The sequence below is a fragment of the Virgibacillus sp. Bac330 genome, from assembly GCF_003667845.1.
In the GTDB taxonomy this organism is placed as follows: Bacteria; Bacillota; Bacilli; order Bacillales; family Amphibacillaceae; genus Virgibacillus; species Virgibacillus chiguensis.
The window spans coordinates 522461-537006 of the sequence record NZ_CP033048.1 but is presented as its reverse complement, the minus strand read 5'-3'; the positions used below and the strand labels follow the sequence as shown (position 1 = coordinate 537006).

The window sequence follows — 14546 nt, the reverse complement described above, 5'->3', positions numbered from 1 at the left end:
GTAACATAATAAAACCATTGATTAGACTGAGGAGGTAACAAGCGTGAATCGAACAGTTGAAAAGATTTTAGGCATTGTCGGATTTTTAATGGACGGTGCTTTAGCTATTTTTGGGATCGTTGGCATTTTGCTTTTAAACAGTGGTATCGACCTGCTTGAAGGTTCTATTGATCCGGCTGATTTTGGAATGCTTTCAGACCTTGGTTCCTTCTTATCTATCTTTATTTGGATTCCTATTATTGGTGCTCTGATAAGCTTTACTTTAGGATTGATTGGTGTATTACAGTTGAAGCGAAACCCTAAAACTGCCGGCGGATTTTTTATTGCAGCAGCTGTTCTAAGTGGCTGGCTTTTATTATCAGGAATTTTATTTCAATCTTTGTTATATCTCGCCGCCGCAATTATGTGTTTTGTAAGAAAACCAACAAAAACGATAGAAAATTAAAAGTAAACTATCATTAGGAAATGAATGGATAGACTTATAACATGACACCTCACTGCCTCTAGTCTTAGACAGACTTAGGCCAAGTCTGTCTAAGACAAAAAGATTACAAATGAAATTATTGCTGACTAGATTCGTTATCTTCTTCTGATGAGTCTTCTTGAGGTTCTTTTGGTTTCTCTGGTTCTTCTGGTTTCTTCGGTCCATCTGTAGGTTTAGTTGAATTCTCGTCATAATTTGTTTGATCGTCACCACCGTCTGAAGGACCCTCACCAGCGCCTTTATTTGTTTCATTATCCTTCTTTTGTTCCGGAGTGGAATTCTGGTTTGTATCATTGGTGCTATGTTGCGTATGATTGTCCCGGTTTTGCCATCCATTATTAGCTGGTGGCGTATAAGCAGGTGCTTGCCACGTTTGCTGTCCCCTATGATTAGAAGTATTATTTTCGGCGGCATTTGTTACACTGCCTTCTCCCTTACTAGTAGATTCACTTTCTTGATTGGTGGCCGTTTCTTCTTGTTGTTGAGTCCCCCAAAAATCTCCAAAAAAGTAGCCCCCATCTGCATCATAAAATTGTTCTGTAATTGTTGCTGCATTCATCGGTTCATCTATCCAACCGTCTATCATATCTGCAACCTCGTGTATAGGGACACTAAATTGTACAGCAATATCGTTGACATGGGCAATAGAGTTAATTGCAACGATACTACCAGTTTCCGCAGACAATAAAGGCCCACCACTATATCCCAGTAATAGCGTCTCTTCCAATTGATACGTATGTTCATATGTAAAATTTCCATAAGAAAAATGCCAGTCCACTTCGTTGACAACAGTAGCCGTTGTATTATTGTCTAAAACACGCTCGCTTCCAATAGCAATAACTTTATCCCTTGCAGATAAACCTTTTTCCCTCTCGGTTGGCGCTGGTTGATCCCCTGCAAGTTCAGCTACTTGAATCGCTGCCAAATTAGTTTCATTGGAATAGCCGATAACAGAACCAGTAAATGCATCATGATTATTTCTTACTTGTACTTCCGTATGCCCTTCAACAAGATGTGCACTCGTTAATAAGATGCCTTGATCATTATATAAAAAAGCAGCTCCTTCCCTTTCATTCGTCCTAACTGTATATACGTTTTTTTCAGTCATTTGAATCTTTTCTTCAACGGTTTTTTCATCATCTACGTCATCGCTTTGTTTATTCATTAATTCTGGATCATTGCGACTTGCAGCATTAGCCGCTTTTGTATGCGTTTCTAGACGATTGTTAGCAGCATTACTTTCGATAAATAAATAAGTGCCTCCGCTCACAAGGAGCAAAAATGAAATGATGGCTGTTAACTTAAATACTATCCCTCGCTTTAACGTTCTTCCACAATTTAAACAGTAACGCGTTCTTCTTTGTTTCTTCATTCCACATGTTGGGCAACGCATGTTTAGCCTCCTTTCAAAACATTAGAAAATTTCACTTCACACAAATTTCAAGACATATTGCCGCCGTTTTGTATAGCCGATAAGACTTAAAATTCATCCTTTTTTCTACTATGGGAGTATAAGAAAAAAGGAAGATTAAAACTTGGGGAGTCAGCTAGCTTGTTGATAGTGACATCATATGCTTCTGTAACGTTCCTTTGCCGGCACTTCTTTTATCGTATAACTTTATAATAACGACTTGTTTTAAATAGTTAACAACTAATAAGGTAGGTCTATTATACCATCATTTGGCATTTTGAAAATGGCGACAAGGTATGTTTTAACTTAAATGAATAAAATGCAAGCCGCTTATTTAGATATATACTCGCTTATAATACAAACTTTTTTACCCACGTGAAAGCTCATTAGGACTGAAAAATTTCCATAAAGTAAAAAATCATGAAAGTCTCTTATTACAGTATTATAAAAAACGCGACGCATTGTTTGCATTAAGGAAACTTTTTAAGTTATAATCATAATATATTTAGAGAGTAAACAAAATCAACATCCATACCAACAAAGCATATGTTATTAAAATATAGTTATGTATAACCTAAAGTTTCCCTAAACCAACTATTTAACTCACAGCCAAAGGAGCGACATAATATGCTTGATAAAAAACCTATCTATCAATTTCAAATTGGTGATCGAATAGAAATTACATCTGTTGAACTACGAGATGATGTCATGCGGCGTAGATTACTAGATTTAGGTTTTGTCCCAGGAGCCACCATTGAAATAGTACAGAAAAGTCCATTAGGAGATCCAATCGCTTTTAAAGTTTTTAACACGACTATCGCACTGCGGCAAGAAGAAAGTTCTTTTATCTACGCAAAGAAAGTTCATAAAGAGGTGGTATAAATGTCTCATACCATTGCTTTAGCAGGAAACCCAAACACAGGAAAAAGCACATTGTTTAACTTGCTTACTGGGTTAAAACAACACACAGGAAATTGGCCTGGGAAAACGGTATTACGGGCTGAAGGTGAACTAAAAACAGAGAAGCATGTATATAAGGTCATTGATTTACCTGGTACATATTCTCTTTACTCCAATTCAGCTGACGAAGAAGTAGCAAGAGATTACATTATTTTTGAAAAACCGGATATTACACTCGTTGTAGTGGATGCTACTTCGTTAGAGCGAAATTTAAATATAGCATTACAAGTATTAGAAATGACTGATCGTGCCGTTCTATGTGTCAATCTAATTGATGAAGCAAGAAAAAGAGGCATCCATATTGATAAAGAAGCGTTATCTAAACAATTAGGTATTCCAGTTGTGTTAATATCAGCTAGAGAAAAAATTGGTATCATTCAACTACTAAAAACGATAGACCGAATGATTGAAGGTAAATTAATAACGAAAGGTTACAAAATTAAATATAGTCCACAAATAGAAAAGAAAATAAAAGAACTCGAACCAGAAATCAAGCAAATTTTTGGGGATATCTTTCCTGCGAGATGGATCGCTTTACGTATATTAGATGGAGATAAAAAATTATTAGAATCGCTAAAAGCGTATATCCAAAACCAACAATTCAGTTCGGAAAAACATCCATCTGCACAAGGGGGCTGTTGTCATGGCGTATGAAACAAACCAACAAATACAGCAACTTGATGCATTGTTTGAAAAGTACAGTGATCAAGAAAATACGTTAAGAGATCATATCGTTTCAAGTATTTATCAATCTACGCAAAGCATAACCCAGCATTCCATACAGCGTTCTAATAAAAAAGCAACCTGGCTTGATGAAAATTTGGATAATATTTTAACATCACGTATTTATGGTTTTCCCATTATGCTTATGCTACTTGGAGTAGTCATTTATTTAACGATTGTAGGGGCAAACTATCCAGGTATTGTTATAAGCCAGTTATTTGCTACAGTTGAAAATTGGCTTGCTGCATTATTCCAATGGGCTAACTCCCCAGATTGGTTGTATGGAATATTGGTAGAAGGATTTTACCGTGGTACTTCCTGGGTGGTTAGTGTCATGTTGCCACCAATGGCTATTTTCTTTCCAATGTTTGCTTTGCTAGAAAATTTTGGATATTTACCACGAGTAGCATTTAATTTAGATCGTGTATTTAAAAAATCTGGCGCACATGGTAAACAATCATTAACAATGGCAATGGGGTTCGGATGTAATGCTGCAGCGGTCATGTCTTCACGCATTATCGAGTCACCACGGGAACGCATGATAGCCATCTTGACAAACAACTTTGTCCCGTGTAATGGGCGCTGGCCAGTATTAATTCTCCTTGCAGGTTTATTTATGGCGGCTGGATTTTCAGGCGGTATGAATACGTTTGTTGCTGCGTCCGTTGTCGTAGGAATTGTATTGTTTGGCATTATCATGACTATCTTTGTTTCATGGGCTCTTTCCAAAACATTATTGCGCGGTGTGCCTTCACACTATACATTGGAACTGCCACCTTACAGAAAACCGAAAATATGGAATACGATTGTTCGAGCTACATTGGATAAGTCATGGTTTGTATTAAAAAGAGCCGTCATTATTGCTGCACCAGCATCCGTTATTACTTGGATTTTAGCGAATATTTTCGTTGGTGATCAAAGTGTTCTTGAACATTTTGCTGGGTTTTTAGACCCTTTTGCACAAGCGATTGGCTTGGATGGTTTTATTTTAACGGCATTTATTTTAGGCTTTCCTGCAAATGAAATCGTCCTGCCGATTCTTTTAATGGGATATCTTGCAACAGGATCGATGATCGAAGTAGATAACTTAAACGATTTAAAACAAATATTTCTTGACCATGGATGGACGTGGTTAACAGCGCTTAATATGATGCTATTTTCTTTATTGCATTACCCTTGTGGTACAACCATGTTCAACATTTGGAAAGAAACAAAAAGTATAAAATGGACGTCGGCCGCCTTTATATTACCTACTACTATCGCCATTGTCGTCACATTTGTTATTGCGCAAGTCGTAAAAGGCTTTGGCTGGGTATAGACTTCTATACTTGTTCGATTACAGATCTCGCAATAGACTTCTTTTAAAAAATGTTCACAAACCAATACTGCCTATACATGGTACCGACCTCCGAGAGTTAGAGTTAAAAATCACTTTCGAGGGTAGCCACCCATGTAGGCAGTTTTTCTTTCATTTAAAAATTGTTCCATATTAAACGCTGCATTAATCCTGTTCATGCAAGCTGGTCGGAAATGATTGCATCTTTTTTCTTACCCATAACCTGTCATCTCTTAAGTCACATTCAATCGGAAGTTGATAGAACTGCGTTAATGTTTCCGAAGACAATAACTCTATCGTTTTTCCTTGTTGAAAAACAGTACCCTCTCTTAACAATAATACATGTGATAAAATCGGCAAAACTTCCTCAATATGATGCGTCACGAATAATATTGTCGGTGCTTCCTGCCGCTCTGCCAATTGCTGAATAAAAGCTAACAATTCTTCTCGAGCTAAAAAATCTAAACCATTGGTTGGTTCATCTAAAATAAGTAATTGTGGTCGAGCCATTAATCCCCGAGCAATTAGCAACTTCTGCTTTTCACCTTGAGACAACGTTCCATATGCTCGACCTTGCAAATACCCGATCCCTAAATGGTCCATTAATGTAGTAACTCGTTCCATATCTGTTTTCTCTATTTGTTCATATAAACCGATGGAAGCGTGTTTTCCACTTAAAATAATTGCCTCAGCCAAATCCGTGGCCTTTAGTTTTTCTTTTAGTGCAGAACTTACCCAACCGATATTTTTTCGTAACAGTCGTAAATCTGTCATTCCAAACGGTTTTCCCAAAACAGAAACACTTCCAGTAGTTGGCCAAATATAGCCAGTAATCATTTGTAACAGTGTTGTCTTTCCAGACCCATTTAATCCTAAAATAGCCCAATGCTCCCCCTTGACGACGCGCCAGTTTATTTGTTCTAAAACATGCTCCCCTTTTCTTTTCCACGAGACATCTGTCAATTCAATTACATTTTCCAACTAAGCTCCTCCTCGCTAAATAGTTATCCATAATATTAGAAAAATTCACCTTATACTATATAAACTTAATATTTTATATTTTCATTTAGCACAAACCGTTTAGAAGAGAATCGGGCGTTCATCCGTGCAAGCGAGTTGTTTCCCTGCGCGACCTTAACAAAAGTGATTTTTATGTAAAATGAACAATAAGCCCCCTGAAGCCACAAGTCAGGGGGCTTATCGGCTTATCGTTTAAGCTCCAATATAACGCTGATATAACTTTTTTGCTTGTTCTACGTCACTTACACCGTGAATTAAAGTTCTACCATCTTGAAACACAACAAAACGGTTTTTTTTAATCGTGAAAATTAATAATTCCCCATTATCTTTCATCGAATCTGAAAACGGTTTTAACTGTTTTGCTAAGGCAGGAATAGACAATGTATTGGTTTGTGCAGGACGTACTTGCACCGTGTCCCTTCCGCAAAGAACGGCTGTCTGTATTCCTTGTTGTTTCATTAAAAATGGGTACGTTGCCTTCGCGGAGCAAGACGGACAACATGGATTGATTAACGGACTTACATTCACTGCTACATGCTTTCGTTCCCAAACATCAAAATTAAGCAGTTCTTGCGACATTTCGTATCCGGTTAAATATTTCAAGCATTCTGCCGTTTGATATGCTGCGGTAATTTGAACAGCCGGAGCAATCACTCCAACCGTATCACAAGTTCTCCCTTGCTGCGGAATTTGATCAATTAAACATTGTAGACAAGGCGATTTTCCAGGCATAATGACTAAAACAATGCCATAACTCGTTAAACAACCTCCATATACCCAAGGTACACGCCATTTGGCACAAGCATCATTAATAATAAACCGCGTATTGAAATTATCCGTTCCATCAATTACAAAATCAGCATCCTCCATGAATACTTCTGCGGTTTCGGCTGCAAATTCTTCAACAACTCCTTCAATTGTAATGGACGTGTTGATTGCTTGCAACCGCCTAGATGCCGCTTTAGCTTTCGTATGAGCGTGCGCTGCATCTTCTTCTGTAAACAACTGTTGTCTACTTAAATTACTCCACTCCACATAATCGCGGTCAATGATGGTGATTTTCCCAACACCAGCACGAGCTAACATTTCCCCATTTGCACTACCTAATGCACCAGCTCCAACAATAACGACATGCTTATTAGCTAGTTTTTGTTGACCCTCTGTTCCAATGGGAGCAAATAACTCCTGTCGTGAGTAACGCTGTTTTATCATTCTATCATCGCCGTATCTGGACTGCTTTTGGTTGCATATGTTTTTTTCGGTATTCTTCCCGCTTCATAACTTAATCGCCCTGATTCAACCGCAAGTTTCATCGCCTTTGCCATTTTAACCGGATCACCCGCTCCAGATACAGCCGTATTTAATAATATTCCGTCAGCGCCTAATTCCATGGCATAACTAGCATCACTTGCTGCTCCAATCCCCGCATCAACAATAACAGGAACATTCGATTGCTCAATAATAAATTGCAAATTTAGCGGATTTACAACTCCTTGCCCAGAGCCAATTGGAGAAGCGCCCGGCATGACTGCATGTACACCAGCTTCTTCTAACTGTCTTGCTAATACGACATCATCCGATGTGTACGTTAAAACGGTAAAACCTTCCTCAAGTAACAGCTTAGATGCTTTCATTGTTTCAAATGGGTCGGGTAATAATGTTTTATCACATCCAATTATCTCTACCTTAATCATATCACAGAGTTCAGATGCTTTCGCTAAACGTGCGATCCGCACTGCTTCTTCTGCCGTTTTAGCTCCAGCTGTATTCGGCAATAAGGTATATTTCTTTAAATCTAATTCTTCCAATAAATTTGGTTCTTTTGCGTCAAAAATATTCATTCTTCTAACAGCAAAGGTTAGAATTTCTGCTTCCGATACATTTACCGCTTCTTTTTGCACTTGAAAACTGGGGTATTTTCCGGTTCCTAACAGTAATCTAGATGCAAATGTTTTATCTCCAATTTGTAACATTGGTTTAACCTCCCCCTACAAAATGAACAATTTCAATTCTATCTCCGTCTTCCAAAATCGTCTGTGAATAATCTGTTTTGCGAATAATTTCTTTGTTTTTTTCTACTGCCGCTACTTTTTCTTCGATGTCATAAGCTTCTAACAAATCAAGCATTGTCATCGTATCTTTGGCAAAATGCAATGTCTCTCCATTCACGTGCAGTTCCACACCATATCCTCCTCTCTTTTATAGCAATATAGAAAAAGCCAAAAATGTGAATGCATCATCCTAGCAAAACATAGGCTCCCCATAAAAAAACTTGATCTGAAGCTAGTTTTTTATAAAATACATCTTCGACTTAATAGTGCGTATCTTCGGAAATATCTTTCTAGTTTTAGCTATTAACCATCGCTAAACGCTGGGGAGACACTAGGTTTCCAATATTTTTTTGGCTTTGATTCATTATTAGGTCACCAATTAATTGCGCCGTTGCAGGTGCCAACAATACCCCATTTCGATAATGCCCAGTAGCATAATAAAGACCTGGTAAATAAGGATGCTCTCCAATAACAGGGATCCCATCTTCTGTTCCAGGTCGCACACCTGTTAAAAAGGAATCTATCCTAGCATTACGAAAGGATGGAAAAATAGTATTAAAATGCGTTAGCAAAGATTCAATTCCTCCCACAGAAATATAGGACGATTGATTGTAACGTTCGGAAGTTGCGCCAATAACATAGCGACCATCTCGTTTTGGTACAAGGTAAAAATCCTTACAAAAGAGTGTCTGTTTTAACTGAATATCGCTAGAAATAACGGATAAACATTCCCCCTTTACTGGTATCATTGGATTAACTAGCCCCATTGCTGTAAACCATCGCCCACTCTCAGCCCCTGTAGCAATTACTACGCGCTCAGCTGTTATCAAACCTTCATCTGTATCCAAGTGAAAAGTTTTGCCAACGTGGTTTATGTTCCATACATGACAGTCCTCTTTCACCTTGCCTCCTTTTGCAATAGCCCCTTGTTTAAAAGCTTCACAAACTCGTGAGGGTTCCACGTGCCCATCCGTCTCCATGTAAATGCCAGCAATCGCTTCTTTGCCTAACATGGGATACCATGCTTTCAGTTGCCTTTGGTCCACCCATTCTAAATTTGGGAAAGCTTGTCGCTTTAATTCTATTGCTTGTTTTTCCTGTTCATGAAAAGCGAGCTCCACCATGCCTCCAGAAGCTAACTGAATATCGATAGATGTTAGTTGATACAATTCCCAATTTAATTCCTGATACATATCTCTACTAGATTGACAAAATTTATAAAACTCATTTGCATTACTATTTTCCGTATGTACACCTAACATTCCGGCAGCTGCTTTTGTCGCCTTTCTTCCACTTTGCTGTTTTTCAACAACAAGGGTAGTTACATTATTTTTATTTAATTGATACGAAACAGCATGACCAATAATTCCACCGCCAACAACGACAACTTCATAATGATCCTTCAATTTTCTCTACCTCCTTACGTAGGCTCATAGCAGCTGTTTTTGGACAAGTTGCACTAAAAATCCCCGACATGACAGCAACACCTGTTACCCCAATATCTTTAAAATGGGATATTCTATCTCCTGTTATCCCACCAATTGCAATGACTGGGATTGTAAGTGCATGAATGATTTGTTCCAATTGGTATAATCCTCTTGGTTTTATGCCTGGTTTACTATTTGTTTGATAAATATGTCCAAACATCACATAGTCTGCCCCATTATCTTCAGCATATTTTGCCGCTTCCAAAGAGTGAACAGAACTCCCCACCCTTAAAGAGGGAAATAAGCGCTTTATCTCCCCTATATTTGTGCAGTATTCAGGTAAATGCAATTGATTTACTCCCGTTAAAAACGGAATTTTAACATGCGTATGAATACAAAGTACTTCTTTTGGAACACCGCCGTTTATTAATACCTGCACAAATTGCAAATATTCGAATCTCGATTTCTGTTTTTCTCTTAAAATGATGTGATCTACGAAAGGAGCAATTGCTAGTATTGTATTGATTAATTTTGTCTCTTCCGTTTCTCCATTCGTTACCGCATATAATTGCATTAGGTCCCCTCCTATTCGTTTAATCCAGTTTTGTGGAAAAATGGAAGGCTTTTTATACAACACATCTTGACATGAAAAGCGAATGCTTTTCATGATGATAGAGACTACCTTATGCGTTCCAAGGATTTTCTTATAGTGGAACAAAGGCTCGGGGCGCCCGGTTAGCAACGTAGCGACTGGAACGAATCAACGAAAGTTTTAGGAATCATGCTCCTGCAACAGGAGTATGTCGGCGCCCTCCGGCAAGCCCGTCTTTAGTCGGCCTTCCTATTTAGAACGAACCGATGATGACTTATCCCGTAGGGCAATTTCGCGAAGTCGCCTAGTTGAAGGCGCTGGAGCCGGACGTGGCTAAATAACTTAGTTAGTTTACCCATAGCTGCTAAAATTTTATAATTTCCTAGACCGGAACAAAAAAATGTCACTTTCTCCAACGTCGGAAAAAGTGACATGTATACACATATATAGAAGCAAGACTATGTACAGTAAATAGTCTTACAGTCACTTTCCTCCGCTGGTTTGTTAGCCAGTTCAGGTTCAAAGAGTCCCAACGTTGCACGTTGATCTCAGCCATTAAAAATGGCACCCCTAGCGATTTCAAATATTCATCATTTTATTAACTTCTACCTTACAGCACATAAAACCATATGTCCAGCATTTTCCTTCCATTACCTTTAAAGTACTTAAAACTTCGGCTCCAGACTGGGAACATGTCTAATAACTCTAAGTGTCAAATCCGCAATTCGCTTTCGGTAGTATCAGTAACAATGAAATCAATGTAAAAAATCAAAACAACATTTCTTATACATATATAGGTATAAAACTATTCATCTTATAACTTCTCTGTTATACTAATCTCGAATTGAACAAATAGGGGGATGAAAAATGAGTAAAGATTTAATTGAACAATTTGCGTTGAATCGTAACATGCTGTTTATTGAACTAGATAAGCTAGATGAATCACTAATTGACGAACAATTAGACGAACTAAATAATACGGTACATTGGCATATCGGACATATTTTAACTGTTGCGGAGCAATTTCTATTTGGTTTCCCGAACCAAACAAAGCATTTACCAGAGGAATTTATTTCTCTATTTGGAAACGGTACAAAACCTGCTGATTGGCCAAATAATGTGCCATCCCTTACAGAATTAAGAGAAAAACTACAACAACAAATGGAGCGTGCTATGAAACTGGACGCGGAATATTTTGCTACGCCATTGGAAAAACCTTTTCTAGGGCAAGATACAATCGGCGGACTAGCAAAAGTTGCTACATTCCATGAAGCACATCATACTGGTCAGATACATACAATTCATTTAATCGCTGCAAAAAGAAAATGACTTGCACTTGTAGGGGGATAGGGGAGTTTTCCCCCTACCATTTCTCTCAATAAAGACCATTCATTTTTATATGCTTATTTTTCCTTCACTTCACCTTTTCTTCACATAGAAATCGTAAAACTTGTTCTCTACAGTAGTTGATAACCGTATTTATCCAGTACCCACATTGGAAGTTCCATTCGCGATGTCATGAACGGATCAACAATTTGACAAATTTTTAAATCTGCTCCCACAGATAGAAACATTGCTGCTTCATGCGCTTCCATTTTCAGTATATTCACAAGAAAAGTATGCATATGTTTCGTTGCTTGCTTAGAAGCTTCATCTAGCGTTTCACGAGACGCTATCGTCATTACGTGTTTGTCATCAGCTAAAAAGGGAAGTGGATAAGGTTGTCCTTTAATTACGCTAACTTTAACTGTAATTTCAGCAGCAATTTCTAATCCACAAATAACTACCTCACCATCTCCCATAACTGCGTGTACATCTCCCATTGCCAAAAGAGCCCCTTCTACATTTACCGGTAAATAAAGGGAAGATCCTATTCCAATTCGTTTACAATCCATATTTCCACCGTGATCTTTTGGCGTTCCTGTTGGCACATCTTCATCAAGTGGAGCAGTTCCAATAACTCCAATCATAGGTTTTATCGGTAATTGTAGAGTTTCATTAAAAATAGCTTTCCCATCATGTATAGAAATAATTTTTGTTTTTTCATCAGTAAAACTACCTGCTAAAGCCCCCATTTTTGGTGTGATGGACATTAAGCCTTGGTTAGCAATTTGAATATCCAATATATCCACTTTTAATGTATCTCCTAGTCTGGCGTCTTCCACAAACAACGGTCCTGTCGCTGGATTAATTTTATCCCACCCGACGGTGTGGAATAAATCATCTTCACTTTTCATTTCGTTACTAAAACAATCGTACGTTTCAAATAGAATTGTTTCTCCTGAAAAAACTGTTTCTACGGGCTTGTTCTTTGGTGACATTGACAAAACATAGGTTTCCTTCGCAATTCTTTTCACTTGTGTATACCTCCTAATTCACAGCTTTGTGATATCGTTTCTATGTTAGCTAAGTTTATTATACTACTATTCTTCCCCTCCCTTTCACCCAAATGTTAGCTAGTTGCTCTTATGACTGCTATAATGAACATGGTTTCTATACTTGAAGTGCGTTAATAATCAAGCTGAAAGAATAATACACGCACTTTCAACAGAAGTTCCGACTGTATATTTTCGTTACTAACTAAGAACAGTACTAATAAAGTACAAACATATTACATTCATTTAGGAGGATATGCAATGAGTCAATTAAAATTAATGATTTTTGATATGGACGGTTTACTATTTGACACGGAACGGATTGCCTTCCAAGCCTTAAAAAAGGCGATGAAAAATGCTGGGTATAACTTAACGCTAGACATATACCGTAAGATTATTGGTGCTGGAAACCAGGAAGATGAGAAAATCTTAAAAAGCGTATACGGAGAAAAATTTTCCTTTAACCTTATAGAGGAAGACTATCTCTATGAATCTGAGAAAATATTAAAAAACGATGGCTTAAAAATAATGAAAGGTGTTCCAGAACTTCTTGATATATTAGATGAACAAAAGATTAAAAAATGTGTTGCCTCTTCTAGTTCATTAGAAACGATTGATCGCTATTTGACGATGACAAATTTGAAAGCTAGATTTGACTTTTATATGAGTGGGGATGAAGTAACGCGCGGAAAACCTCATCCTGATATTTTCCTTGAAGCATGTAAGCGCGCAAATGTAACCAGAGAATTGGCAATGGTGTTAGAAGACTCACCAAATGGTTTAAGAGCTGCTTATCAAGCTGGCATAAATTGTATAGTAGTACCTGATTTAGTTGAACCTGATGAAGAAATGTACATCAAAACGTATCGAGTAGTAGATAGTTTAGTAGAAGTCTGCGATCTACTCACTGCACAAGAATCGGTGTAAAAAACACCGTAGGAATTGCTGTATCGAAATAATAGATAACTGAAATATACGTTACAAATGAACCGAGCTTTCCATATCAAAATTGATTACAAGTTGTCATTTTTCCTTCACATATCCATATTGCGATGGAAGTGTTTACTTGGTACAATTTTGTTAAACTATGTTTTAAATTGTGAACAGATGTTAGAAGGTTTTTTAAGCGTTAAAAGTGGGAAAGAAATGGCATGATCTTTATTATTGGAAGTTTTCTCTCATCACTTTAGGATTGTTCGTACTACAAAGGTATGATAGAACCAAAGCCTTTGAATAAAGGGGATGTAGGTGCTGCTATTATCTAATTACACTCATGCTCAGCGGACCTCCAACTCTTGAACGGAGAGACAAACCACTTCAATTTGAAGCTCTAAAATAACCTTTTAAACATCAAATATACGTGGGGTAACAAGATGGGAAGGAAGTTGATGATGAAAAAGTTTATAGGGGTTGCTTTGCTAGTATTAACTGCTTTTCTAACAGCTTGTGGTGGAGCAGAAGAAAAGATTGAACCAAATATGTCAGAAGAAGTAATGGACTTTACGTATACTACGCAAGATAACGAAAAACTTTCTTTAGAGGACTTGAAGGGGAACTATTGGATTGCTGATTTTATTTTTACAAATTGTACAACCGTATGCTTACCGATGACATCTAATCTAGCAAAGTTACAACAAAAGACAAATGAAGCAAATATGGATATTCAATTTGTATCTTTCAGTGTCGATCCAGAATATGATACACCTGACGTATTAAAAGAATACGCTAAAGAATACCAAGCAGATTTAGATAATTGGACCTTTCTAACAGGCTATGATTTTGAGAAGATCAAAGAGTTTTCTATCAAATCATTTAAGAGCATGGTCGCTCCCCCTCCCGAAGGCAACGATCAAGTAACACATGGTACGAGCTTTTTCTTAGTTAACCCTGAAGGGGAAGTCATTAAAAAATACAATGGTGTGCAAGCTGATAGTATCGACACCATGGTTAATGATCTAAAAGAATTAGGTTTATAATATAAAAAGAGAGAAGAGCCTAGTTTATAATATGATTAGGCTCTCTCCATTATCGCTTCTTCTTTTCATACTACATCCACCGAATCCAGTTCTAAAACCGTACACTACTATATTCTTTTGAAAAATATGTTGCAAATAAATGAACGAGTAGAAAATTTTCATGAAATTTAGAATGATAATTATTTCAATTC

15 protein-coding genes and 1 riboswitch are annotated in these 14546 nt (G+C 37.5%); of the genes, 7 read left to right on the top strand and 8 right to left on the bottom strand.

The annotated features are described in order from the left end of the window. Positions 1-43 precede the first annotated feature (43 nt). Entirely contained in the window at positions 44-445 is a 402-nt protein-coding gene (locus tag D9780_RS02395; protein ID WP_077702855.1) for a DUF4064 domain-containing protein, read from the top strand. Between the two features lie 115 nt (positions 446-560). Here the strand turns inward: D9780_RS02395 and D9780_RS02390 are convergent, their stop codons facing one another. Beyond that, the gene (locus D9780_RS02390) at positions 561-1877 is read right to left on the bottom strand and encodes a S1C family serine protease (protein ID WP_121639158.1); all 1317 of its coding nucleotides are present in this window, start codon (positions 1875-1877) and stop codon (positions 561-563) included. A gap of 645 nt (positions 1878-2522) precedes the next feature. Here D9780_RS02390 and D9780_RS21290 point away from each other — a divergent pair. Genes D9780_RS21290 through D9780_RS02375 form a run of 3 tightly spaced genes read left to right on the top strand, consistent with a single transcriptional unit; the run spans position 2523 to position 4896 of the window. Next, positions 2523-2777: a FeoA family protein gene (locus D9780_RS21290; protein ID WP_121639157.1), complete on the top strand. Its 255-nt coding sequence runs from the start codon at positions 2523-2525 to the stop codon at positions 2775-2777. Continuing rightward, positions 2778-3509 carry a FeoB small GTPase domain-containing protein gene (locus tag D9780_RS02380; protein WP_121639156.1) on the top strand — a complete coding sequence of 244 codons (732 nt, stop codon included), beginning with the start codon at positions 2778-2780 and terminating at the stop codon, positions 3507-3509. Beyond that, positions 3499-4896 carry a nucleoside recognition domain-containing protein gene (locus tag D9780_RS02375; protein ID WP_073013267.1) on the top strand — a complete coding sequence of 466 codons (1398 nt, stop codon included), beginning with the start codon at positions 3499-3501 and terminating at the stop codon, positions 4894-4896. The genes D9780_RS02380 and D9780_RS02375 overlap by 11 nt, the downstream gene beginning before the upstream one ends. A gap of 183 nt (positions 4897-5079) precedes the next feature. Here D9780_RS02375 and D9780_RS02370 read toward each other — a convergent pair whose 3' ends face one another. The 6 genes from D9780_RS02370 to D9780_RS02345 all read right to left on the bottom strand — a co-directional run bounded on the left by D9780_RS02370 (position 5080) and on the right by D9780_RS02345 (position 9986). Continuing rightward, complete coding sequence (locus D9780_RS02370; protein WP_121639155.1) at positions 5080-5895, bottom strand: ABC transporter ATP-binding protein; 816 nt, start codon at positions 5893-5895, stop codon at positions 5080-5082. A 231-nt stretch (positions 5896-6126) separates the two neighbouring features. Beyond that, positions 6127-7146: a ThiF family adenylyltransferase gene (locus D9780_RS02365; RefSeq protein WP_371413699.1), complete on the bottom strand. Its 1020-nt coding sequence runs from the start codon at positions 7144-7146 to the stop codon at positions 6127-6129. Beyond that, entirely contained in the window at positions 7143-7907 is a 765-nt protein-coding gene (locus D9780_RS02360; protein WP_073006694.1) for a thiazole synthase, read from the bottom strand. Before D9780_RS02360 ends, D9780_RS02365 begins: the two co-directional genes overlap by 4 nt. 4 nt (positions 7908-7911) lie before the next feature. Then, positions 7912-8115 carry a sulfur carrier protein ThiS gene (gene thiS, locus D9780_RS02355; protein ID WP_121639154.1) on the bottom strand — a complete coding sequence of 68 codons (204 nt, stop codon included), beginning with the start codon at positions 8113-8115 and terminating at the stop codon, positions 7912-7914. A gap of 166 nt (positions 8116-8281) precedes the next feature. Further along, positions 8282-9391 carry a glycine oxidase ThiO gene (gene thiO / locus D9780_RS02350; RefSeq protein WP_121639153.1) on the bottom strand — a complete coding sequence of 370 codons (1110 nt, stop codon included), beginning with the start codon at positions 9389-9391 and terminating at the stop codon, positions 8282-8284. Beyond that, complete coding sequence (locus D9780_RS02345; RefSeq protein WP_162985765.1) at positions 9375-9986, bottom strand: thiamine phosphate synthase; 612 nt, start codon at positions 9984-9986, stop codon at positions 9375-9377. The genes thiO and D9780_RS02345 overlap by 17 nt, the downstream gene beginning before the upstream one ends. A gap of 489 nt (positions 9987-10475) precedes the next feature. Beyond that, positions 10476-10586, bottom strand: a riboswitch (TPP riboswitch). A 285-nt stretch (positions 10587-10871) separates the two neighbouring features. On the opposite strand from D9780_RS02345, the gene D9780_RS02340 reads away from it, so the two are divergent. Then, complete coding sequence (locus D9780_RS02340; RefSeq protein ID WP_121639151.1) at positions 10872-11333, top strand: DinB family protein; 462 nt, start codon at positions 10872-10874, stop codon at positions 11331-11333. Positions 11334-11461: 128 nt separating this feature from the next. Here D9780_RS02340 and D9780_RS02335 read toward each other — a convergent pair whose 3' ends face one another. Continuing rightward, positions 11462-12361 (bottom strand): acetamidase/formamidase family protein, encoded by a 900-nt coding sequence (locus tag D9780_RS02335; protein ID WP_121639150.1) that lies wholly within the window; start codon positions 12359-12361, stop codon positions 11462-11464. Positions 12362-12640: 279 nt separating this feature from the next. Between D9780_RS02335 and D9780_RS02330 the strand changes: the two genes are divergently transcribed. Together D9780_RS02330 and D9780_RS02325 are read left to right on the top strand one after the other, a co-directional pair. After that, entirely contained in the window at positions 12641-13306 is a 666-nt protein-coding gene (locus D9780_RS02330) for an HAD family hydrolase (protein WP_121639149.1), read from the top strand. A 461-nt stretch (positions 13307-13767) separates the two neighbouring features. Then, on the top strand, positions 13768-14355 hold the full coding sequence (locus tag D9780_RS02325) for an SCO family protein (protein ID WP_240458766.1): 588 nt from the start codon (positions 13768-13770) through the stop codon (positions 14353-14355). The last annotated feature ends 191 nt before the right edge of the window (positions 14356-14546 follow it).